21 protein-coding genes are annotated in these 21069 nt (G+C 69.7%); 11 read left to right on the forward strand and 10 right to left on the reverse strand.

Translation table 11 applies throughout. The features are described 5' to 3' along the window. Positions 1 to 90 precede the first annotated feature (90 nt). The 7 genes from Aple_RS30010 (at position 91) to Aple_RS30040 (ending at position 7269) form a co-directional block, all read left to right on the forward strand. The gene (locus Aple_RS30010; RefSeq protein ID WP_155348076.1) at positions 91 to 1008 is read left to right on the forward strand and encodes a LysR family transcriptional regulator; all 918 of its coding nucleotides are present in this window, start codon (positions 91 to 93) and stop codon (positions 1006 to 1008) included. 86 nt (positions 1009 to 1094) lie between these two features. Next, complete coding sequence (locus Aple_RS30015; RefSeq protein WP_155348077.1) at positions 1095 to 2675, forward strand: ABC transporter substrate-binding protein; 1581 nt, start codon at positions 1095 to 1097, stop codon at positions 2673 to 2675. 20 nt (positions 2676 to 2695) lie between these two features. Next, a complete protein-coding gene (locus tag Aple_RS30020; protein ID WP_155348078.1) occupies positions 2696 to 3631 on the forward strand; it encodes an ABC transporter permease in 936 nt (311 codons plus the stop codon). Beyond that, entirely contained in the window at positions 3628 to 4584 is a 957-nt protein-coding gene (locus Aple_RS30025) for an ABC transporter permease (protein ID WP_155348079.1), read from the forward strand. Before Aple_RS30020 ends, Aple_RS30025 begins: the two co-directional genes overlap by 4 nt. After that, the gene (locus Aple_RS30030) at positions 4581 to 5555 is read left to right on the forward strand and encodes an ABC transporter ATP-binding protein (protein ID WP_155348080.1); all 975 of its coding nucleotides are present in this window, start codon (positions 4581 to 4583) and stop codon (positions 5553 to 5555) included. Before Aple_RS30025 ends, Aple_RS30030 begins: the two co-directional genes overlap by 4 nt. Next, positions 5552 to 6556: an ABC transporter ATP-binding protein gene (locus tag Aple_RS30035; RefSeq protein ID WP_155348081.1), complete on the forward strand. Its 1005-nt coding sequence runs from the start codon at positions 5552 to 5554 to the stop codon at positions 6554 to 6556. The genes Aple_RS30030 and Aple_RS30035 overlap by 4 nt, the downstream gene beginning before the upstream one ends. After that, on the forward strand, positions 6553 to 7269 hold the full coding sequence (locus tag Aple_RS30040) for a sulfite exporter TauE/SafE family protein (protein WP_155348082.1): 717 nt from the start codon (positions 6553 to 6555) through the stop codon (positions 7267 to 7269). Before Aple_RS30035 ends, Aple_RS30040 begins: the two co-directional genes overlap by 4 nt. On the opposite strand, the gene Aple_RS30045 is transcribed toward Aple_RS30040, so the two are convergent. Further along, a complete protein-coding gene (locus Aple_RS30045; RefSeq protein WP_155348083.1) occupies positions 7201 to 8244 on the reverse strand; it encodes a 2-hydroxyacid dehydrogenase in 1044 nt (347 codons plus the stop codon). The two genes, Aple_RS30040 and Aple_RS30045, sit on opposite strands and share 69 nt — an antisense overlap. Then, positions 8238 to 9509 carry a glucarate dehydratase family protein gene (locus tag Aple_RS30050; RefSeq protein WP_155348084.1) on the reverse strand — a complete coding sequence of 424 codons (1272 nt, stop codon included), beginning with the start codon at positions 9507 to 9509 and terminating at the stop codon, positions 8238 to 8240. Before Aple_RS30050 ends, Aple_RS30045 begins: the two co-directional genes overlap by 7 nt. 96 nt (positions 9510 to 9605) lie before the next feature. Here Aple_RS30050 and Aple_RS30055 point away from each other — a divergent pair, with 96 nt between their 5' ends. Further along, a complete protein-coding gene (locus Aple_RS30055) occupies positions 9606 to 10403 on the forward strand; it encodes an IclR family transcriptional regulator (protein ID WP_155348085.1) in 798 nt (265 codons plus the stop codon). 12 nt (positions 10404 to 10415) lie between these two features. Here Aple_RS30055 and Aple_RS30060 read toward each other — a convergent pair whose 3' ends face one another. The 5 genes from Aple_RS30060 to Aple_RS30080 form a co-directional block, all read right to left on the reverse strand. Next, positions 10416 to 11489, reverse strand: a complete 1074-nt coding sequence (locus Aple_RS30060; RefSeq protein WP_155348086.1) for an acyltransferase family protein — start codon at positions 11487 to 11489, stop codon at positions 10416 to 10418. 130 nt (positions 11490 to 11619) lie between these two features. After that, positions 11620 to 12195, reverse strand: a complete 576-nt coding sequence (locus Aple_RS30065) for a GTP-binding protein (protein ID WP_155348087.1) — start codon at positions 12193 to 12195, stop codon at positions 11620 to 11622. Further along, on the reverse strand, positions 12176 to 12547 hold the full coding sequence (locus Aple_RS30070; RefSeq protein ID WP_155348088.1) for a DUF742 domain-containing protein: 372 nt from the start codon (positions 12545 to 12547) through the stop codon (positions 12176 to 12178). Before Aple_RS30070 ends, Aple_RS30065 begins: the two co-directional genes overlap by 20 nt. After that, complete coding sequence (locus Aple_RS30075) at positions 12544 to 12951, reverse strand: roadblock/LC7 domain-containing protein (protein WP_155348089.1); 408 nt, start codon at positions 12949 to 12951, stop codon at positions 12544 to 12546. The genes Aple_RS30070 and Aple_RS30075 overlap by 4 nt, the downstream gene beginning before the upstream one ends. Further along, positions 12948 to 15395 carry a sensor histidine kinase gene (locus Aple_RS30080; RefSeq protein ID WP_170321735.1) on the reverse strand — a complete coding sequence of 816 codons (2448 nt, stop codon included), beginning with the start codon at positions 15393 to 15395 and terminating at the stop codon, positions 12948 to 12950. Before Aple_RS30080 ends, Aple_RS30075 begins: the two co-directional genes overlap by 4 nt. Before the next feature lie 111 nt (positions 15396 to 15506). On the opposite strand from Aple_RS30080, the gene Aple_RS30085 reads away from it, so the two are divergent. Beyond that, complete coding sequence (locus Aple_RS30085) at positions 15507 to 16298, forward strand: SDR family NAD(P)-dependent oxidoreductase (protein ID WP_155348091.1); 792 nt, start codon at positions 15507 to 15509, stop codon at positions 16296 to 16298. Positions 16299 to 16491: 193 nt separating this feature from the next. On the opposite strand, the gene Aple_RS30090 is transcribed toward Aple_RS30085, so the two are convergent. Beyond that, positions 16492 to 16944, reverse strand: coding sequence for a hypothetical protein (locus Aple_RS30090; protein ID WP_155348092.1), 453 nt, complete (start codon positions 16942 to 16944; stop codon positions 16492 to 16494). 226 nt (positions 16945 to 17170) lie between these two features. On the opposite strand from Aple_RS30090, the gene Aple_RS30095 reads away from it, so the two are divergent. After that, positions 17171 to 17353 carry a BTB/POZ domain-containing protein gene (locus Aple_RS30095; RefSeq protein WP_155348093.1) on the forward strand — a complete coding sequence of 61 codons (183 nt, stop codon included), beginning with the start codon at positions 17171 to 17173 and terminating at the stop codon, positions 17351 to 17353. Between the two features lie 98 nt (positions 17354 to 17451). Then, on the forward strand, positions 17452 to 18720 hold the full coding sequence (locus Aple_RS30100) for a sulfotransferase family protein (protein WP_155348094.1): 1269 nt from the start codon (positions 17452 to 17454) through the stop codon (positions 18718 to 18720). On the opposite strand, the gene Aple_RS30105 is transcribed toward Aple_RS30100, so the two are convergent. Then, complete coding sequence (locus Aple_RS30105) at positions 18717 to 19112, reverse strand: DUF742 domain-containing protein (RefSeq protein WP_155348095.1); 396 nt, start codon at positions 19110 to 19112, stop codon at positions 18717 to 18719. The genes Aple_RS30100 and Aple_RS30105 overlap by 4 nt on opposite strands. Continuing rightward, positions 19109 to 21022, reverse strand: coding sequence for a sensor histidine kinase (locus Aple_RS30110; protein WP_155348096.1), 1914 nt, complete (start codon positions 21020 to 21022; stop codon positions 19109 to 19111). Before Aple_RS30110 ends, Aple_RS30105 begins: the two co-directional genes overlap by 4 nt. Positions 21023 to 21069: the final 47 nt, after the last annotated feature.

A 21069-nucleotide genomic window follows, 5' to 3' on the forward strand; every position in this document is an offset into this window, starting at 1 on the left:
GGTGCCACGACGGTAGGCGTTTACTGCGATACCTGTCCAAGACACACAGAGCATGGTTTGATACCCAGACTGCATAACGCGGGAGGAACGATGTTCAGTCTGGATCAGCTCCGGGGGTTCGTCGCGGTCGCCGAGGAGCGCAACTTCGGCCGGGCCGCAGAGCGGCTGCGGATGACCCAGCCGCCGCTCAGCCGCCAGATGCAGAAGCTGGAGCGGGCGGTCGGGGTCGATCTGCTGATCCGCACCTCACGCTCGGTCGAGCTGACCCCGGCCGGCCGGGTCTTCCTGGACGAGGCCCGGCGCGTGCTCAGGCTGGCCGCGGCGGCGCCGCTGCTGGCCCAGCGCGCGGCGCACGGCTCGCGCGGCACGCTGCGCGTCGGCTTCACCGCGACCGCCGCGCTCAGCGTGCTCGGCGCGTGGGTGACGTTCCTGGACGACCAGCTGCCCGAGGTGCACCGGGTGCTCCGCGAGATGGTCACCGGCAGGCAGGTCGAGGCGCTGCTGGCCGAGGAGATCGACATCGGCCTGATCCGCGGCGTGCCGCCCGGGGCGGCGCTGGAGCAGATGCTCGTGCACACCGAGTCGCTGCTGCTCGCGGTGCCCCGCGGGCACCCGCTGACCCGGCTGGGCCGGGCCCCTGAGCTGGTCGACATCGGCCGGTCGAGCGTGGTGACCTACTCGCCGGTGGAGGCCCGCTACTTCCACGACCTGGTCGTCTCCACGTTCCGGTCGGCCGGCGTGCAACCCGCGTACGCCCAGCACGTGACCCAGGTGAACAGCGTGCTCGCCTTAGTGGACGCGGGTCTCGGGGTCGCTCTTGTGCCCGCCTCCGCGTCCGCGATCACCCTTCGCAACCTGCGGTTCCTGCCGGTGGCGGAGATCCCGGAGGACTGTGTCGAGGTGTACGCGGCCTGGCGCCCCGACAACGACAGCCCGGCCCTCGCGGTGTTGCTCGAGCATGTCCGCTCCACCGCCCGGATGTTTCACCAGAGTTACCCGGGACCTTGACGGCGGCTTTTGGCGAAATTACGGTGTCGTTCACGAACGAGGATTTCGTCTACATATGCAGACAACATCTGAGAGGTCAGCGGATCATGACCCATACCCCCCACGGACTACGGACCCGGAATTCCCGTGGCGCCGCGCTACTCGCCGCCGCGGCCGCGGTGTCGCTGGCCGCCACCGGATGCTCGGTCGCCAACTCCAACCCCGGCACCGCCGCCACCGGCGGCGGCACCCCGCTGCGCGTCGTCCTGCCGCAGGAGCCGCCCACCCTGGAGCCCTGCGAGGCGTCGCTGACGGCTACCGGCGTCGTGGTCCGGTCCAACATCACCGAGCCGCTGCTGGAGCGGAACCCGACGAGCGGCGCGCTGGAGCCCAAGCTCGCCACCGAGTGGACCCAGACCCAGCCGACCCTCTGGACCTTCAAGCTCCGCACCGGGGTGAAGTTCTCCGACGGCAGCGACTTCACCAGCGAAGACGCGGTCGCCGCGATCGAGCGTAGCGCGAACAACACGGCCCTGGCCTGCAACGTTCAGGGCTACGTGTTCGGCGACAGCGGCAAGCTCACGCTCGCCGCGCCGGACGCGTCCACGGTCACCGTCCAGACCGAGGAGCCCGACCCGTTGCTGCCGCTGCGTGTCTCGTTCGTGGAGATGACCAAGTCCGACATCAGCACCACCGAGAAGGTGCGCGAGCCGATCGGCACCGGCCCCTACAAGATCGAGACCTGGACCGCCGGACAGAAGCTGACCCTCACCAGCTGGGACGGCTACTGGGGCAGCAAGCCGGCGTACCCGAAGGCCGAGTATCAGTGGCGTGAGGAGGGCACCGTCCGGGCCGCCATGGTGGTCAACGGCGAAGCCGACCTGGCCACCAACCTGGGCGCGGACGACGGCGCAGGCGACACCGGGGTGCAGTTCCCGAACAACGAGACCACCGCGCTGCGCTTCACCACCGACCAGGCGCCGCTCAACGACATCCGGGTGCGCCAGGCCATCGACATGTCGATCGACCGCGACGGCATCATCACCTCGCTGTTCGGCGGTATCGGACGCCCGGCCAGCCAGCTGATCGGCCCCGGCGTGGTCGGCTACAACGAGTCGCTCACCCCGACCGCGTACGACCTGGCCGCCGCCAAGAAGCTGGTCGACCAGGCCCGCGCGGACGGCGTCAAGGTCGACACCCCGTTCCGGATCATCGGGCGGACCGCCCAGTTCCCGAAGATCGCCGAGAGCATCGAGCTGATCCAGAGCGCCCTGACCCAGATCGGCCTGACCGCCAAGATCGAGATGCTGGACACCTCCGCCCAGATCAAGTACCAGCTGCAGCCGTTCCCCGAGGACGCCGGGCCGGTGGCACTGATGATCATGCACGGCAACCAGGCCGGCGACGCCGCGTTCACCGTGGGGCAGTACTTCGCCACCGACGGCGCGCAGAGCAGCAGCGGCACTCCGCAACTGGACAAGCAGATCAAGGCGGCCGGCGCGCAGACCGGCGACGCCCGGCAGCAGGCGTTCGCCGACGTCTTCGCCAGTGAGAACACCGACATCCGCGGCTTCGCCTTCCTCGCCAACATGGGGGCGGTGCTCGGCCTGGCCAAGAACGTCTCCTACACCCCCGACGCGGCCACCGGCGACGAGTTGCGGCTGGCCGACGTGAAGCCGAAGAGCTGACAGGCAGATCGGACCCCGCAATGCTGACCTTCCTGCGACGAAGAACGCTGACCAGCCTGCCGCCCCTGCTGGCCGTCGTGCTGGGCGTGTTCGTGCTCGCCCGGCTCACCGGCGACCCGGCCGCGCTGTACCTGCCGGAGAACGCGACAGCCCAGGCGCGGGAGCAGTTCAGCGCGGCCCACGGGTTCGACCAGCCGATCTGGTCGCAGCTGATCGACTACCTCGCCCAGGTGGCGCGGCTGGACTTCGGGACGTCGCTGCGCACCGGCGAGCCCGCCGCGGTGATGGCGTTGCGGGCCTTCCCGGCCACGCTCCAACTGGCCGTCGTCACCATGCTCCTGGCGTGCGCGGTGGCGACGGCGGTGGGATGCTGGGCGGCGCTGCGGCCGAACGGCCTGGCCGACCGGGTCTCCAGCCTGATGTCCGTGACCGCGGCCAGCGTGCCGGACTTCTGGCTGGCCATCCTCGGCATCTGGGTGTTCAGCATCATGCTCGGCGTGCTGCCCACCTCCGGCGTGGACGCCGGCGGGCTGAGCTGGGTGCTGCCGATCGCGGTGCTCATGCTCCGGCCGGCCGGCGTGCTCACCCAGGTGGTCCGCGGCGCGATGATCGCGGCGCTCGGGTCCCCGTACGTGAAGGTGGCCCGCAGCAAGGGCGCCGGAGAGGGCCGCGTGGTCGCCCGGCACGCGCTGAAGAACGCCGCCCCGCCGGCCCTGACCGTCGCGGGTGACCTAGCGGTCGGGTTGATCAACGGCGCGGTCGTGGTGGAGAGCATCTTCGGCTGGCCGGGCATCGGGAAGCTGATGATCGACTCCATCCTGCAGCGCGACTTCGCGGTGCTCCAGGCGGCCGTGGCGGTCACCGCGATCAGCATCTTCGTGCTCAACATCGCCATCGACCTCGGGTACGCGCTGCTGGACTCCCGCGTTCGACAGAAGGTAGGTGCGGCGGCATGACCCTGTTGGAGAACCCACCGGAGGCGTCCGCCCCGGACAAGCCGGTCAAGGCGCACTGGTTCCGGCTGCTGCTGGCCGACCCGGCCGCCTTCGTCTCCGCGTTGATCCTGCTGCTGGTCGCGTTCGTCGCGGTGTTCGGCACCCGGCTGGCCGGCGCCAGCGCCACCAAGGGCGACCTGTCGCTGTCCCGGCTGGCTCCGTTCAGCCTCGACCACGGCTGGCAGTACGTACTCGGCGGCGACCTGCTCGGCCGCAGCCTGCTCGGCCGGCTCATGGTGGCCACCCAGACCACGATGAGCGTGGTCGTGCCGGTGGTGCTGATCTCGCTGGTGATCGGCGCCTCGGCCGGGATGTGGGCGGGCTATCACCGCGGCTGGCGGGAGACCGTCGCGATGCGGATCGCCGACGTCATTCTCAGCTTCCCTTCGCTGCTGATGGCGGTCGTGGTGCTCTACATCTTCTCGCCCAGCATCGCCAGCATCATCGCGATCCTCGCGATCACCCGCATCCCCGTCTACCTGCGCACCGCCCGCGCCGAGTCGGCCGAACTGCAGACCCGGCTCTTCGTGGACGCGGCCCGCACGTTCGGCACCCCGAGTGGCGCGATCATCCGCCGGCACATCTTCCCGATCGTGCTGCCCACCCTGCTCACCGTGGCCACGGTGGACTTCTGCTATGTGATGCTGGCCGAGTCCTCGCTCAGCTTCCTCGGCATCGGCGTGCAGCCGCCGGACGTGAGCTGGGGTCTGATGGTCGCCCAGGGCCGCGACCAGCTGCGCACCCAGTGGTGGCTGTCGGTGCTGCCCGGCCTGGCCATCGTGATCACCACCGTGTCGGCGAACCTGCTCGCGTCCTGGGTCCGGATCGCCACCGACCCGGGACAGCGCTGGCGCCTGACCGCACCCCGCCGGCGGCGTCGCGCCGCCCGGCCGACCGTGCTGGAGACGACATGACCACGATCGGCATGGAGGTCAGCGAGCTGACCGTGGAACTCACCACCCCGCGTGGCCAGGTCCGCGCGGTGGACGGCGTGAGCTTCACCGCGTACCGCGGCCGCACGCTGGCGCTGCTCGGCGAGTCCGGCTGCGGCAAGAGCATGACCGCGCAGGCGGTCGCCGGGCTGCTCGAGCCGATCGCCTCGGTGACGGCCGGCTCGATCCAGGTGGACGGCGAGGACCTGCTCAAGGTGAGCCGCAAACGGCGCCGGCAGCTCGCCGGCCCGGCGCTGTCGATCGTCTTCCAGGACGCGCTCGCCGCCCTGAACCCGGTGCTCAAGGTCGGCACCCAGCTGGCCGAGCCGTACCGGATCCACCAGCGGATGCCGGCCAAGCAGGCCCGGGCGAAGGCGATCGAGCTGATGCGGCACGTCGGCATCCCCGAGCCGGAGTCACGGGTGGACGCCTACCCGCACCAGTTCTCCGGCGGCATGCGGCAGCGGCTGCTGATCGCGATGGCGGTGGCGCTCTCGCCCAAGGTGCTCATCGCCGACGAGCCGACCACCGCCCTGGACGTCACCGTGCAGGCGCAGATCCTGGCGCTCCTCGCCCGGCTGCGCGCGGAGCACGACATGGCGGTCGTGCTGATCACCCACGACCTGGCCGTGGTCGCCGAGGAGGCGGACTCGGTGGCCGTCATGTACGCCGGCCGGATCGTCGAGACCGGGCCGGTGGACGAGGTGTTCGAGGACCCGCGGCACCCGTACACCCGCGGGCTGCTCGACTCGGTGCCGGTGAGCGCCGAGCGCGGCGCCGACCTGAGCTCGATCCCGGGCGCCCCGCCTGACCTGTTCTCCATCCCGCCGGGCTGCCCGTACCAGGCGCGCTGCCCGCTGGTGCGGGACGTCTGCCGGGCCGAGCGCCCGCCGCTCAAGACCCGGGCCGGCCGCACGGTCGCCTGCCACGTCGCCGATGGGACCGCCCGATGACCGACTCGCCGCTGCTCGAAGTCCAGGGACTCAGCAAGTCCTTCCACGTGCCCAAGGGGCCGAACGGGAACGACCGGCTGCGCGCCCTCGACGGCGTCGACCTGACCCTGCGCAAGGGCGAGACGCTCGGCCTGGTCGGCGAGTCCGGCTGCGGGAAGTCCACCCTGGCCCGCACGCTGATGCTGCTGGAACGACCCGACCAGGGCACGGTCCGGTTCGGCGGGGTGGACCCGTTCGCCCTGCGCAAGAGCGAGCTGCTGCGCTGGCGGCGCCGGGTGCAGATGGTCTTCCAGGATCCGTACGCGTCGCTGAACCCACGGCTGACCACCGCCCAGATCATCGCCGAGCCGTGGCACACCCACCGCGACCTGTTCCGCACCTCGCGCGAGCGCGCCGCCCGGGTCCGCGAGCTGCTGGACCTGGTCGGGCTGCGGCCCGGCGACGCCGACCGCTACCCCCAGGAGTTCTCCGGCGGGCAGCGGCAGCGCATCGGCATCGCCCGCGCCCTGGCGCTCGGCGCGGAGGTGGTGATCTGCGACGAGCCGGTGTCCGCCCTGGACCTGTCCGTGCAGGCCCAGGTCCTCAACCTGTTGAACGAGCTGCAACGGGCGCTGTCGGTGTCGTACCTGTTCATCTCGCACGACCTCTCGGTGGTACGCCACGTCGCGGACCGGGTCGCGGTGATGTACCTCGGCCGGATCGTGGAGACCGGCGCCACCAAGGAGATCTTCGAGAACCCGCGGCACCCGTACACGAAGGCCTTGCTGTCGGCCGCGCCCTCGCTGCGCCGGGCGGACCGGGAGAACAAGCAGAAGATCCTGCTCAAGGGCGAGCTGCCGTCCCCGCTGGACCCCCCAAGCGGCTGTCGCTTCCGGACCCGCTGCTGGCAGGCCACCGACCTGTGCGCGGAGACCCCGCCGACGAGCGCAGATCCGGTGTCGCCCGGGCACACCGCCGAGTGCCACCACCCGCTCGACGCGCGCGTCTCCGCCGCGCGGTGAGCGGCTGGGCGGTCACCGTCGTCGCGCTGGCCATCGTCCTGGCCAGCTGCCTGCAGGGCTCGATCGGCTTCGGCATGGGCATGGTGGCCGCGCCGGTGGTCGCGATCGTCGACCCGGGCCTGCTGCCCGGCATGCTGATCATGCTGGCCGTGGTGCTCACTCTGGCGGTCACGCTACGCGAGCGCGAGGCGGTGAACCTGCGCGGCGCGGGCTGGGCGCTGTTCGGCCGGGTGCCCGGCACGGTGGCCGGCGTCTGGCTGGTCGCGGTCCTCCCGCAACGCTGGCTGGCGCTGCTGCTCGGGGCGGCGGTGCTGGTCGGCGTGGTGCTGGCGATCGCCGGCTGGGCGCCGGACCCGACCCGGCGGACGACCGCGGCCGCCGGCGCGGTCTCCGGCCTGCTGGGCACGGCGACGTCGATCGGCGGTCCGCCGATGGCGCTGGTCTGGCAGTCGTCGAGCGGTGCCCAGCTGCGCGGCACGATGGCCGCGTTCTTCCTGGTCGGGTCGGCGATGTCGCTGGCCGGGCTGGCGCTGACCGGCTCGGTCCACGCGGACACGGTCCGGGCGGCGGTGTGGTTCCTGCCCCCGACGGCGGCCGGCTACCTGCTGTCCCGCTACGTCAACCGCTTCATGAGCCGGCGCCGCCTACGCATCACCGCGATCGTGGTCTCCGTGGTCGGCGCCCTGATCCTGATAGCCGACCAGTTCCGCTGAGTGAACCACATTGCGCAGGGGACGGCCGGCGGCGAGGGCGTCGATCGCCGCGGCGATGTCCTGGGCCCGGCCGCGGAACGTGTCATCGGTGTGGCCTGCCTGGTGCGGGGTCAGCAGCACGTTGGGCAGCGCGGAGAAGTCGTGACTGGCCGGGGGCTTGCCCTCGCGCGGGTGACCCCACCACACGTCCAGCGCCGCCCCCGCTATCGTGCCGTCGGCCAGCGCGGCGTACGTCGCGGCCTCGTCCAGGATCGGCCCTCGGGCGACATTGATCAGCAGGGCGTCCGGGCGCATCAACCGGTACTGCTTCTCGCCGAGCAGGCCGCGCGTCGCGTCGGTCAGCGGCACGGTCACCACCACGACGTCGGAGGTGGACAGGAGATGGTCCAGCTCGTCGATGCCGCCCACCCAAGCCAGCTCCACGCCGGCCGGTCCCGCCGCCGACGGACGCGCCCGCACCGCCTGCACACGGGCGCCGAACGCCCCGGCCAGCCGGGCCACCTCCGTCCCGATCTCGCCGAGCCCGATGAGCCCGACCATCCGGCCGTGCAGCGTCGGCCCGAGCGGGACCGCCGGGTCGGTGAGCACCGACCGCCACACGCCGCGGCGGAACTCGGCGTCCGACCGCGGCACTCGCCGGGCGAGCAGGACGGCGCCGGCCAGCACGTACTCGGCGATGGACCGGCCGTGGTGGAAGGTGTTCACCACCTGGACGCCGGCCGGCAGGTTGGCGAGCGGGATCTTGTCGTAGCCGGCGCCGGTGACGTGCACCAGGCGCAGCCGCCCGGCGGCGCGAGCCATCTCGGTCGTCATACTCGCGGCGACCAGCACGTCGGCCGTGCGCAGGGCCTCGATCTGCCGCTCTGGGCTCCAGCCCGACGCGAAGGTCCAGTGGTGGACACCGCCGGCGGTCAGCACGTCCTCGTACCGGTCCATGATCCGGTCGGTCTGGAGCACCCGCAGCGGCGTCACCATCGCGGCGACACCGCCCGGTACGACGGATCGACGGTCTGCATATAGCCGGTGTCGTCGCGGTTGCGCAGTCCGCAGGACAGGTACTGCTCGTGCAGCCGGCCCAGAGCGTCGCGATCCAGCTCGACGCCGAGCCCGGGACCGTCCGGCACCGCGACCGCGCCGTCCACGAAGCCGATGGCGCCGGGCTTGATCACGTCCTCGTCCGCGCGCTTCCACGGCCAGTGCGTGTCGCAGGCGTAGTCCAGGTTGGGCGTGGCCGCGGCCAGGTGGGTCATCGCGGCCAGGCTGATCCCCAGGTGCGAGTTGGAATGCATGGACAGCCCGAGACCGAAGGTCCGGCACAGCCCGGCGAGCAGTTGCGAGCGGCGCAGCCCGCCCCAGAAGTGGTGGTCGGAGAGCACCACGCCGACCGCGTCCGCGCGGACGGCCGGCGGCACGTCGTCGAAGGCGACCACGCACATGTTCGTGGCCAGCGGCATCGGCACCTGCCTGGCCACCTCGGCCATCCCCTCGATGCCGGGGGTCGGGTCCTCCAGGTACTCCAGTACGCCCGCGAGCGCCTTGCCCACCATCACCGAGGTCTCCACCGTCCAGGCGGCGTTCGGGTCCAGCCGCAGCGGCAGGTCCGGAAACTCCGCACGCAACGCGAGGATCGCGGCGATCTCCTCCTCGGGCGGGAACACGCCGCCCTTGAGCTTCAGCGCGCCGAAGCCGTACCTGTCGATCATGGTGCGGGCCTGCCGCACGATGCCGTCCGGATCGAGCGCGGCGCCCCACTCGTCCGCCGGAGCGCCGGGATGGCCCGCCCACTTGTAGAAGAGATAGCCGCTGAAGGCCACCCGGTCGCGGAGCCGTCCGCCGAGCAGGTCGGACACCGGCCGGCCGACGGTCTTACCCTGGATGTCGAGCAGCGCGACCTCGAACGGCGACAGCACCCGGTCGGCGGTGCTGGAGCCGGTCACCATGCCGCTCATGCCGTGCCCGCCGGTGGTGGTGTCCGCGGCCAGCACCCGGGTCACCCGGGCCGCGGCGTCGTTGAGGGCGAAGACCTCGGTGCCGATCAGGGCGTCGGCGGCCCCGCGCAGCCGGGCCAGATGAGCCTCGTCGCCATACGTCTCGCCGAGCCCGGTCAGTCCGGCCGCGGTCTCCACCTCGACGATCGCGCGCAGGGCGAATGGTTCGTGCACGCCGACGGTGTTCAGCAGCGGCAGGTCGTGGAAGGCCACCGGGGTGGTCGTGATACGTGTGACACGGTCCTGAACCATGTTCGATATTCTGGCATATGTCTACATGCTCGAACAATACTGGAAATCGTCCGCATATGTGGACAGCTCTATCCTTCCCCGACTACGCTGAGCAGCATGACGGATGATCTCGAAGAGACCGGAGGAGTCCGCGAGGTCAAATCTGCGGCGCGTACGGTCGAGTTGCTGGAATACCTGGCGGCCCGGCGCAACCGCCCGGCCCGGCTGCGGGAGCTCTCCGACGCGCTCGGCGTGCCGCGCAGCAGCCTGCACGCCCTGCTCCGGACCCTGGTCAAGCACGGCTGGGTGCGCACCGACTCGTCCGGCTCGCTCTACGGCATCGGCATCCGGGCCCTGCTGGCCGGCACCAGCTACCTGGACACCGACCCCTATCTGGCGCTGATCGTGCCGTTCCTGGAGGAACTGCGCGAGAAGGTCGACGAGACGTTCCACTTCGGGCGGCTCGACGGGCCGGACGTGGTCTACCTGGCCACCCGCGAGTCGAGCCAGTATCTGCGGCCGTACAGCCGGGTCGGGCGGCGGCTGCCCGCCTACAGCACGGCGCTGGGCAAGGCGCTGCTGGCCGAGCGCAGCCCGGCGCAGCTCGACGGGCACCTGCCGAAGACGATGGACGCGCTCACCCGCTACACCATCACCTCGCGCGCCGCGCTGGAGGCGGAGCTGGATCGCACGCGCAAGCGCGGCTACGCGATCGACGAGCAGGAGAACAGCCTCGGGCTGCGGTGCTACGCGGTCGCCCTGCACTACGCCGAGCCGCCGGTCGACGCGATAAGCGTGTCCATCCCGCTCGCGCGGCTCACCACGGAGGGCGAGCTCGAGGTCGTCGCCATCATGCTCCAGCTGCGCGACCGCATCACCCGCGTGGTCAACCCGCTCGGGGGACTCTCCGGGTAAGGACTCCGCCCGTTATCGCCTTGAGCGGCGATTGAACGCCCATGACATATCCGGTTCTATCGCCCATTTGGTCACTCGGCGCACCGGTGCCGTGCACAGCACTGCGGTAAGCGCCACGGCGAACACGCACATGGCGGCCACTCCCAGCGGATTGACCAGATAGTCATGGAAGCGTTCGATGACCTTCACGACAAAACCGTGGAGCAGGTACGCATAGATCGTCGCTGCGCCCAGGGCGGTGAACCAGGTTCGGCGTGAGGTGGTCACGGCCAGGAACGCGGCCACCAGGAGTGCCCCGACGAGGAGCAGAGCCAGCCGGATCGCGCTTCCAGTCAGGTCGTCGACGCCGATCTGGCCGTTGGCGTGGCGCCAGCGGATCCACTCGGTCTTGACCCCGGTGTGTACGGCGAACGCGATCCCGAGTCCGGCGACGAGGACCACGGCCCCGGTGATTCTGACCCATTTGCGCTTAAGCAGCTGGAAATGCTCTGGCTTGAGCATCAGGCCGAGGACGTAGAAGGGCAGCAGGCCCATCGTCCGGTTCATCGACAGTTCATCCGGGAGAGGGTTCATCCCGGACAGCACGGAGATTCCTACCGCGACCGCCAGCGGCCACTTCACCTGGAACCAGAGCGGGGTCGACAGCCGCCAGAGGAACAGCGACATGAGGAACCAGGTCAGGTAGTAGGGGTCGAGGAGGGTGATGTCCAGCTTGCCGTACAGGAAGTAGCGCGGCAGGGAGTAGGCCAGTTCGAAGATGACATAGGGCACAGCCAGGCTGGTGATCAGCTTCCGGGCCCGAAGAGCGGTGAAATTTCGTGATAAGTAGCCGCTGATGACGATGAAGAGCGGCATGTGGAACAAGTACACGAAGAAGTAGAGGGCGTGGGCCGCCTGCACATCGCGTAGGTCCTCGATCAGGTGCCCCGCCACCACGAGAACGATCGCCAGGAACTTCGCGTTGTCCAGGAACGGATCGCGACGCCTACCAGCCTCCGCTCCAGCCGGACCAGCCGGACTGGGCGAGGGGTTCGCAGCGGTCGAACTTGGCGACGCTTCGGGATGGGCAGGAGACGGCGCTGTCACGCGCCGGAGTGTAACGAGCCGTTGCGAGCCCCCAGCCCAACATCACCTGAACTTCAGCCGAACTCACCGCGACAACCGCGTCGGCTCTCCAGAGCGGGTATACGACCGCGCCGGGAAGCGCGGTCGTCAGCTACCTCTGGGCGGCGGTGAGGGTTTTCAGGGCGTGTTCGACCAGGGTGACCAGGACGACTTTCGCGGAGGCGCGGCGGCGGACGTCGCAGAGCAGGACCGGGACTTCGGGATCCAGGTCCAAGGCGATGCGGACGTCGTCCGGCTCGTAGCGTTCCGCGCCGTCGAAGCAGTTGACGGCCACGATGAACGGAGTGCCCCGCTGTTCGAAGTAGTCGATCGACGGGAAGCAGTCGGTTAATCGGCGGGTGTCGGCGATGACGACCGCGCCCAGCGCGCCGTACGAGAGTTCGTCCCACATGAACCAGAAACGTTCCTGTCCGGGGGTGCCGAACAGGTAGACGACCAGGCCTTCGCGGATCGTGATGCGGCCGAAGTCCATCGCGACGGTGGTCGTCGTCTTGGTCTCGACGCCGCCGACGTCGTCGACGCCGACTCCCCGGTCGGAGAGGACTTCTTCGGTGCGCAGCGGGCGGATCTCACTGATCGCTCCGACCAGCGTGGTCTTGCCGACGCCGAAGCCGCCGGCGACGAGGATCTTGAGAGCGACCGGCTCGTCAGAGGGCGCGAAGGCCATTGATCACTTCCTTGAGAATGCGCTCGCTGGGGAGCGGCGCGACCTGGGCCGGTGGCCGTACCCGGATCAGACCTTGGTCCTGCAGATCTCCGAGGAGGACGCGGACGACTCCGAGGGCGAGATCCAGTTCGGAGGCAATGTCTACCACGGAGGTGGCTCTGGCGGTGATGTCCAGGATTCGCCATTGTTCCGGACCGATGTCCGCGGGGTCGCGCGGGGTCTTTCCGACGGCCGTCACCATGGCGATCAGGTCCATGTCGTCGGCCGAGGAATGGGCGCGCCCGCGGGTGAGGGCGTAGGGCCGGACGATCGGCCCCGCCTCCTCGTCGAGCCACTCCGGCGGCGGCGTCATGGGGAGTTCCGCCGGGGGTTGGTGGATATGTGCTGCCCAACGCGTTTGACGAGCATCGCCATCTCGTACGCGATGTGGCCCACGTCAGCGTCGGAGGCGGCCAACACGGCCAGGCAGGTGCCTTGCCCGGCGGCGGTGACAAAAAGGAACGCGGCTTCCATCTCCACAATGGTCTGGCGCACCTCGCCACCGGCGAAATGTCGTCCCGCGCCTCGGGCGAGGCTCTGGAAGCCGGCGGCCACGGCGGACAGGTGCTCGGCGTCCTCACGGGTGAGCCCCTGGGAGGCCCCGACGACCAGGCCGTCGGTGGACAGGATCACCGCTTGGCGGACGGCTCCGACCCTGCTGATCAGGTCGTCCAGCAACCAGTTCAGCTCGCCAGACGCAGTCACTTTCCCGGTCATTCCTCACCCTTCTCGCCGTTAGTGGTATCTGCGTAGTCTGCATCCTCACGGCCCCGCCGCGCCCCCTGCTGGAAGGCGGAGAACATGGCCCTAGCCTGCTCCGGCGTACGTTCGGCGGGCGTGGGCGCGGACAGTGGCAGCGCCTGCTCCGGCTCGGGAGTCTTGAGCTGGGGGGCGATGTGCGACTGGCGAACGCGGCGGGGCAGGCCCGCGTGGGTTCCGCTGGCGACTGAGGAGGGGCTGGGCTTCGGCGGAGGGGAGGCCGGCGGGGCCGGTTCCTCCGTCCTGGCGGCACGCCTGCGGGACGGCAGCGCGGGCAGCCCGCCGTTCGACGGAGCGGCCTGGGGCACCACAGCGAGACCGGTGTCGTTGCGGGGCGCCGACGGGACTGGCTCGGTCCGCAGCGCCGCGGGGGTGAAGAACGGCGAGGTTTCCGGGCCGGCCCGCTCGGGGTCGTCGACGTCGATGGGGGCTTCGGCCGCCGTGAGCGCGGGCTGCGCGGGCACGACCTCCGCCTGAACCGTCGTGGTGGGAGGGATGGAGGCGGGTGACCCTTCCTCGGCCACCAGGGCCCTGGGCACTAGGACGATGGCCGTCGTGCCGCCGTACGGGGAGGAGCGCAGGACCACGCCGATGCTGTACCGGGCGGCGAGCTGGCCGACCACGAACAGGCCGAGGCGATCACTGTCGGCCAGGTCGAACTCGGGCGGCGTCGCCAGCTTCGCGTTGATCGCCTCGTATTCCTCGGGGGCGAGGCCGAGGCCGCGGTCCTCCACCTCCAGCACCAGGCCGTTGGCGACCATCTCGGCGCGCACCTGCACCTTGGTCTGCGGCGGGGAGAAGACGGTGGCGTTCTCGATCAGCTCGGCGACCAGGTGGATGAGGTCGGCCACCGACGCGCCGGCCACGGCGGACTCCGGCATCGGCAGCACGGTCACCCGGGTGAAGTCCTCCACCTCGGCGACGGCGGCGCGGACCACGTCGATGATCGGGACCGGCTTGCGCCAGGACCGGCCGGGCGTGGCGCCGGACAGGATGATCAGGCCTTCGGCGTGGCGGCGCATCCGGGTGGTGAGGTGGTCGAGCCGGAACAGGTCCTCCAGCGTCTCCGGGTCGTTGGCCCGGCGCTGCATGGAGTCGAGCAGGGTGAGCTGGCGGTGCAGCAGGCTCTGCTTGCGGCGGGCCAGGTTGAGGAAGACGTGGTTGACGCCGCGGCGCAGGTTGGCCTGGCCGACGGCGGCCTCGACGGCGGTGCGCTGGACCGAGCTGAACGCCTGGGCCACGTCCTCGACCTCGGTGGAGCCGCCCGCGACGATCGGCGGGGCCTCCGTCTCGATGTCGATCTCCTCGCCCTTCTTGAGGCGATCGACGACGCGCGGGAGCCGTACGTCCGCGAGCTCGATGGCGGCGAGGCGCAGCCCGGCGAGGTCGCGGACGAGACGGCGGCCGAAGCGCACCGAGAAGATGATCGTGGCCACCACGGCGACCAGGCCGAGGCCGCCGGCGATGGCGATCCTGGCCATGATCCCGGTGGCCACCGAGGTGGCGTTGTTGTTGAGCGCGTCGGAGGAGCGGATCCGGGCGTCGTCCAGCCGGACGATCAGGCTGTCCACCGTGGACTTCCACTTGTCGGCCTCGGCCGGAAGCGGCCCGCCGGAGCGCACCTGGTTGACGATCTGGTTCTCCAGCAGCTGGAACTGGGTGAACAGATCGGAGCTGAGCACCGTCTCGTACGGCGTGCGCATGCCGCCTTCGAGCACCGGGAGGTTCTTCGCGTAGAGGAACTGCCGGGTGGCCACCCACTCGCTGAAGGCGTTGTGCTCCTCGGCGGTCAGCCTGCCCCTGGACAGGGCGCCACGGATGAGCGCGTCCTCACGGGCGATCATCTCGTGCGCGTTGCCCATCGCCTGCATGGCGTTGGCCTGCTGGAAGATACCCAGATCCGGCACGGAGACGAGCCGGTCGTAGACCCGGAACAGGTCATCCATGATCGAGTTGTAGGACTTGATGGCCTCCAGCCGGGACGTGTTGCCCAGCGCGATCGAGTCCCGGATTCTCGGCAGGTTCCCGAGGGCGGAGATGAGGCTGTCGAGGGGCGCGTGCAGCTCCTCGCTCATCGAGCCGCGCGCCTCGGGATCCTTGGCGGCCTTGGTGAAGGCGTCCACGGCCGTGCCCGTCTTGGCCTGCATGGTGCTGAGCTCGGCCGAGCTGGTCTGGCCGCTGCTGAGCACGTCGGCGGAGAGTGCTCGCTCTTCCTGGATCCGCAGCCCGAGGTCGGTGGAGGTCACTCCGATCGTCTCGTACAGCGTGGCGGCCCGCAGGAGCGCGAGGCCGTCGCCGACGGTCAGATTGAGGACAAATCCCCACAAAGCACTCAAGGTCAGCAGAGGTAAGAGCAGCAGCAGAAAGATCTTGAACCGAATCGACCGGTTTCTTGAACCCATGGCCACTCCTGCAGTGCGTGGAGGCTCGCGCCGCATTTGGGGGGAAATGCACCTCCGGAAGATCGCACAGGAGACTAGCACCGATACAGTTCGTGCGCAGTGGAGGAACTGATGATTACTGTGATTACCGGGGCGAGCGCGGGAATCGGCGCAGCTTCCGCCCTTGATCTCGCCAAAAATGGGCACGAACTTGTCCTCGTCGGGCGCAGCCGGGCGAGGCTCGCGGCGGTAGCCGAACGTGTGAGAGCGGTTTCGGACGGTGATCCGAAGATCGTCGTGGCCGACTACGCGTCCTTCGATGCGGTACGGCGGGCGGCCGACGAGATCAAGGAACACTGCGCGCGCATCGACGTTCTGGCCAACAACGCCGGAGTCATGACTCCGCGCAGGGAGCTGACCTCGGATGGTCACGAGCTGATGATCCAGGTCAACCATCTGTCGCCGTTCCTGCTGACCAACCTGCTCCTGGACCGGGTGGGGCGGGTGGTCACGACGACCTCCCGGGCCGCCTATTGGGCAAAGCTTGACATTTCGGATTTGTCCCGAAATGGGCGGCGGTGGAATGGATGGCAGCAGTATGGGGACTCCAAACAGGCCAATGTTCTGTTTACGGTGGCACTTGCGGCGCGGGGGACCGCGGCGACCTGCTTTCATCCCGGCGTGATCAGAACGGGATTCGCCGCTGGAACTTTCATGATGCGCGCGCTCACCCTTCCCGGGCTCGCCGAACCCCCCGAGGCCGGGGCCGCCCGGTTGGTCCATCTGGCGACTGCGGCGGACGGTGTCACGCACGCCGGCCGCTACTTCAAGAAGGACCAGCCGCGGAAGGTTCCCGCCGCCATGGGCGATCTGGCGCGAGCCGAGGCCCTGTGGACGGCCAGCGCCGAGGCGACCGGCCTGTGACCTCTCTCCGAGGCTATGCGTCCCACGCGATGGCTTGCGTGGGCTCTCGGGGCTTGCGTGGGCTCTCGGGGCTCGCGTGAACTCTTGAGGCTCGCGTGAACTCTCGAGGCTCGCGTGAACTCTCGAGGCTCTCGGGGCTCGCAAGGACTTGCGGCCCTCGTGGGCCTACACGCGGGAGCGGCGGAGTTCCGGTCTAGGCGTCCACGAGGAAGTCGCGGTAGCAGGAGTAGATGCTCGCGTTGTCGTCGCGGGAGCGCAGGATCAGGTCCCACAGGTTGAGGTGCACCTCGCCGGGCGCCGCCTGGTGCACGACGCCGTTGAGGAAGCGGATGTGCTGGCGGATGACTTCGTCGAAGCTGAGCGCGGCCGTGCGGAAGTCGTCGTCGCTCAGCTCGTCGGCGAAGCCGCTCCCCTCCAACTCGGCGCGCACATGCCCGGCCACGAGCCCGACGAACTGGTCGAAGGAGACACCCTCGGGCAGGCCGCCCGCGGTCTGCTGGACGTTGAAGAAGTCGCGGCTGATGTAGTCGTCGCGGTTCGACTCGTTCAGGACGTGGTTGAAGATCTGCCGGCTGTGGGCCCCGTTGCCGCTGGAGTCGCCGTCGAGCACCCGTAGCGCGCGGGCCGCGCGATCCTGCCAAGACATCGTTCTCCCCCTCACGCGGGATTGCGCTGGAGCAAGAAACTCCCTTTCCTTATCGTGCGGTATGACCTCACCCGCTTTGGATGAACAGCACACCAAAAAAGGCAAGATTTCCGACTTGAGCTCTTAGGAATTGTCCGGGAACACCGGAAATTTACGACCAAGTCCCGTTTTACGGAATGCTTTCCGCCAGCCATATGACCTGGTCAGGACGAGCAAGACCCTGAAATTGCGACTGGTCGTCAAGATACGCACCGCGGATCTGGCAGGCCGGCGGCTGCGAGCGTGGAAAAGCAAGGTCGATCGGCGTCGTGTCATCAAACTCTCCGAGAACGACACCGAGTTCTTCATCGACAGCAAGCTATTCGACCGCGACCCGGATCGACGTGTGCGCATCGAAGTGGTTCCGTAGCAGGCCCGGCGCTGCGACACTCGGCATAGGTGAGATTCACGGTTCCCGAGGTTCGCTGGAGACCCCGGGGGGCGGTGGTTTCCGGATTCGGAGTTCGCATGCTGAAGGGCATCCCTCGGCCCCGGCGCGCTGACCTGACCGAGCGTGCGCTGGCATTTCAGAATCCACGCCTGCCGATTCCGTTGCGGCTGGCGGCGTGGCTGCCGTTCGCCCGGATGTGGTGGCCGCTGGACGCGTCCGCGCTGAAGGCGAAGGCGCGCCGGCGGACCCGGCTGACGGATTTCGGCGCGCTGGCGCCGCTGGACGTGCCGCTGGAGCTGTTGTGCCGGACCCTCGACGAGGACGCCGAACTGCACGCGCTGGGCCGGTTGAGCACGCATTACGCGCTGCTGGTGGCGTTGAGCAACCGGCTGCGGCTGGAGGATCTGGCCCGGCGGCGGCCGCAGATCTTCGAGCGGCCGGTGACCGGGCCGATCGTGATCGCCGGCTTGCAGCGAAGCGGGACCACCTTTCTGCAGCGCCTGCTCGCGCGGGATCCGGGGCTGCGGTCGATCCCGTTCTGGGAGGCGCTGAACCCGATGCCGTTCGCGGAGCCGATCCAGGCTCCGGATCCGCGGATGAAAGCGGGCGCGCGGGTGCTCAAGTTCATCCGCTGGAACGCGCCCGAGATGGACGACAGGCGGAACGAAGCCCCCGACGAGGAGTTGGTGCCGCTCGCGATGGGTTTCTCGTCGATGTTCTTCGAGACGATCTCCCCGCTCCCCGGCTACCTGCCCTGGTATGTCACGACCGACCACACCGCCGGATACGCCTACCTGCGCCGTGCCCTGCAGGTGATGCAGTGGATCCGCCCGGCGGGCGAACGCTGGCTGCTCAAATCTCCCCAGCACCTGGAACAGTTCGGCCCGCTCACCGCGACCTTCCCCGACGGCACGTTCGTGCAGACCCACCGCGACCCCGTCCGCAGCGTGCTGTCCCTGTCGGCGACGATGTCGTACGCCTCCCGCCAGAACTACCACCACCCCGACCCGCACCTGATCGGCAGGCACGTCACCGACCTGACCGAACGCCTGCTCCGCGCCTCCGTACGGGACCGGGCCCGCGCCGACCGCCGTTTCGTCGACGTGCACTTCGCCCAGCTCAACGCCGACCCCATGGCCACGGTCCGCCGGATCTACGCCGCCACCGGCACCGAGCTCACCGAGGAGACCGAACGCCTGATGACCGTCTGGTACCCACGGCACCGGCGCGGCCGGCACGGCGTGCACTCCTACGAGGCCGCCGACTTCGGCCTCAGCGTGCCCGCCCTGCGCGAACGTTTCGCCTTCTACTACGACCACTTCGGAGTGCCCCGCGAAGGCCACTAAAGCGCGCGCAGGCCGGTGATCACTTCCTTGAGGATGCTCTCCGACGGGGGTGGGGGCGCGGCCTGGGTGGAGCCGGGGACGTAGCCGCCGCCGGCCGGAGGCCGTACCAGGATGAGGCCGTGGTCGAGCAGGTCGCCGAGCAGGACGCGGACCACGCCGAGCGGGAGGTCGGCTTCGGAGGCGACGTCGGCGACCTGGCGGGAGCGCGGGATCAGTTCGAGCAGGCGGCGGTGTTCGCGGCCCAGGTCGGCGTTGTTCGGGACCAGGGCGCCGGTGGCGGCCACCACGGACATCAGGTCCAGCGGGGCTTTCGTGGTCGCGCGGCCGCGGGTCAGCGCGTAGGAGCGGACCACGGGGCCGTCGTCGACCCAGTCCTCATAGTGGCCGCTCATGCGCCTGCCCCTTCCAGGACGGCCTCCGGCGCCAGCACGGCTGCGGGGATGAGCACGATAGCGGTGGTTCCTCCGAAGGGCGAGGGGCGCAGTTCGACGCGGACGCCGTGGCGGGTGGCCAGGCGGCCGACCACGACCAGGCCGAGCCGCTCGGTGTCGGCCAGGTTGAACTCGGGCGGGCTGGCCAGCCGCCGGTTGATCGCGTCGACGTCCGCGGCGGACATGCCCAGGCCGCGGTCCTCGATCTCGACGGCGAAGCCCTTGGCCACGGCCTCACCGCGAACCGACACCTCGGTGTGCGGCGGCGAGTACGCGGTCGCGTTCTCGATCAACTCGGCGAACAGGTGGATCAGGTCGGTGACGGTGGAGCCCTTCACCGAGACCTCCGGCATCGGATACACCCGCACCCGGGGGTAATCCTCCACCTCGGCGACCGCGCCCTGCAGCGTGTCGGCCACCGGAACCGGATTCCGGTGCGTACGGCCCGGCGTGCCGCCCGACAGCACGATCAAGCCTTCGGCGTGACGCCGCATTCGGGTGGTGAGATGGTCCAACCGGAACAGATCCTCCAGCGCGGTGGAATCCTCGGTCTGCCGCTGCATCGCGTCCAGCAGTTTGAGCTGCCGCTGCAGCAGGCCCTGGCTGCGCCGGGCCAGGTTGCGCAGCGCCTGGCCGACGCTCTCCCGCAGCCTGGCCTGGTCGACGGCGGCGTCCACGGCCGTGTGCTGGACCGCGCTGAACGCGTGCGCCACGTCGCGCACCTCGGCGGTGGTGCCCGGGGGTTCCAGCTCGGGGGCCTCGACGGCCACGTCGACCTTCTCGCCGCGGCGGAGCCGCTCGACGACGCGCGGCAGCCGTACCTCGGCCAGCTGCTGGGCGGCCGAACGCAGGCCGCCGAGTTCGCGGGAGAGCGCTCCGGCGATGCGCAGCGAGACGAACAGGGACAACACGACCGCGGCGAGGCCCAGGATCCCGGCCACTCCGGCGCGCACGAACGTGGCGATCGCGACGGGTTCGCCCCGGGATGCGAGGGCCACTCCACCGGCGTCGATGGCCGCCCGGTAGGCCTTGTCCACATCCAGGGACACCTGCCGCCAGGCGGCGTGGGTGAGGTCGGGGCCGATGGTGCCGCTGACGATGCGGGCCTCCATCCGCTGGAACTGCCGGTACACGTCCGAGACGATCAGCTTCTCGAACGGGGCGCGCAGGTCCGGCTCCAGCTCCGTCATACCCTGCTCGAACAGGAACTCCCGCTTGGCGGCGAGCTGCGTGAACGCCCGCCGTTCCGGCTCCTCCCACCGGCTGTGCACCAGCAGCAGCCCGGCGGCGAGCGCGAACTCCCTGGTCATGTGGTCCTCGGCCAGGCCGATCGAGGTGAGGCTGCGGGACTGCTGGTAGAGCTCGACGTTGTTGCTGAGCGTCATGCTGTTGATCAGCGCGATCATGGCGGTGGGCAGCCAGGCATACCGCTGCCCCAGCGTGACCAGGTCGATGCGGCGCCCGTTCACGTCCTGCCGGAGGTCGTCCAGCTCGTCCGCCGCGGCCACCGCGTCGTTGTATCTGGCCTTCATCGGCGGGCTCATGGCGTCCTGCGCCTGGCTGGTGCCGGAGCTGCGCCGGAATTCCTGACGATCGTCGTCGGTGAGCCGGCGCTGGTCGTCCAGCAGGCTCTTGGACTCGGTGGAACCGGTGGCCAGATACTCGGCGGAGAGCAGGTGCTCGCGCTGGAGCGATCGGGCCAGCTTGTCGCCGGGGACCCCGATCGACTCGTACAGGGTGGAGATGGTCAACAGGTTCAGGGACTCGCTCGTTGTGATCGTCGTGGCGAACCCCCAGAGCGCCACAAGCGATACCAGCGGGATGACCAGCAACGTAGAAATCTTGAAGCGGACGGATCTGCTCGCTGTCATGGCACCCTCAAAGGCCGTACGTAGCCGATGAGAGTAGCAGTTTGCTG

The sequence above is a fragment of the Acrocarpospora pleiomorpha genome (genome assembly GCF_009687885.1).
Lineage (GTDB): Bacteria > Actinomycetota > Actinomycetes > Streptosporangiales > Streptosporangiaceae > Acrocarpospora > Acrocarpospora pleiomorpha.

What these genes read in the sequence shown, in the direction of transcription:
- Aple_RS30055 (WP_155348085.1), top strand. Translation starts at nt 9,606, where the DNA reads ATGACGGATGATCTCGAAGAGACCGGAGGAGTCCGCGAGGTCAAATCT.
- Aple_RS30100 (WP_155348094.1), top strand. Translation starts at nt 17,452, where the DNA reads ATGCTGAAGGGCATCCCTCGGCCCCGGCGCGCTGACCTGACCGAGCGT.
- Aple_RS30035 (WP_155348081.1), top strand. Translation starts at nt 5,552, where the DNA reads ATGACCGACTCGCCGCTGCTCGAAGTCCAGGGACTCAGCAAGTCCTTC.
- Aple_RS30020 (WP_155348078.1), top strand. Translation starts at nt 2,696, where the DNA reads ATGCTGACCTTCCTGCGACGAAGAACGCTGACCAGCCTGCCGCCCCTG.
- Aple_RS30050 (WP_155348084.1), bottom strand. Translation starts at nt 9,509, where the DNA reads ATGGTTCAGGACCGTGTCACACGTATCACGACCACCCCGGTGGCCTTC.
- Aple_RS30070 (WP_155348088.1), bottom strand. Translation starts at nt 12,547, where the DNA reads ATGACGCCGCCGCCGGAGTGGCTCGACGAGGAGGCGGGGCCGATCGTC.
- Aple_RS30085 (WP_155348091.1), top strand. Translation starts at nt 15,507, where the DNA reads ATGATTACTGTGATTACCGGGGCGAGCGCGGGAATCGGCGCAGCTTCC.
- Aple_RS30065 (WP_155348087.1), bottom strand. Translation starts at nt 12,195, where the DNA reads ATGGCCTTCGCGCCCTCTGACGAGCCGGTCGCTCTCAAGATCCTCGTC.
- Aple_RS30110 (WP_155348096.1), bottom strand. Translation starts at nt 21,022, where the DNA reads ATGACAGCGAGCAGATCCGTCCGCTTCAAGATTTCTACGTTGCTGGTC.
- Aple_RS30105 (WP_155348095.1), bottom strand. Translation starts at nt 19,112, where the DNA reads ATGAGCGGCCACTATGAGGACTGGGTCGACGACGGCCCCGTGGTCCGC.
- Aple_RS30045 (WP_155348083.1), bottom strand. Translation starts at nt 8,244, where the DNA reads ATGGTGACGCCGCTGCGGGTGCTCCAGACCGACCGGATCATGGACCGG.
- Aple_RS30075 (WP_155348089.1), bottom strand. Translation starts at nt 12,951, where the DNA reads ATGACCGGGAAAGTGACTGCGTCTGGCGAGCTGAACTGGTTGCTGGAC.
- Aple_RS30015 (WP_155348077.1), top strand. Translation starts at nt 1,095, where the DNA reads ATGACCCATACCCCCCACGGACTACGGACCCGGAATTCCCGTGGCGCC.
- Aple_RS30010 (WP_155348076.1), top strand. Translation starts at nt 91, where the DNA reads ATGTTCAGTCTGGATCAGCTCCGGGGGTTCGTCGCGGTCGCCGAGGAG.
- Aple_RS30090 (WP_155348092.1), bottom strand. Translation starts at nt 16,944, where the DNA reads ATGTCTTGGCAGGATCGCGCGGCCCGCGCGCTACGGGTGCTCGACGGC.
- Aple_RS30030 (WP_155348080.1), top strand. Translation starts at nt 4,581, where the DNA reads ATGACCACGATCGGCATGGAGGTCAGCGAGCTGACCGTGGAACTCACC.
- Aple_RS30025 (WP_155348079.1), top strand. Translation starts at nt 3,628, where the DNA reads ATGACCCTGTTGGAGAACCCACCGGAGGCGTCCGCCCCGGACAAGCCG.
- Aple_RS30080 (WP_170321735.1), bottom strand. Translation starts at nt 15,395, where the DNA reads ATGGGTTCAAGAAACCGGTCGATTCGGTTCAAGATCTTTCTGCTGCTG.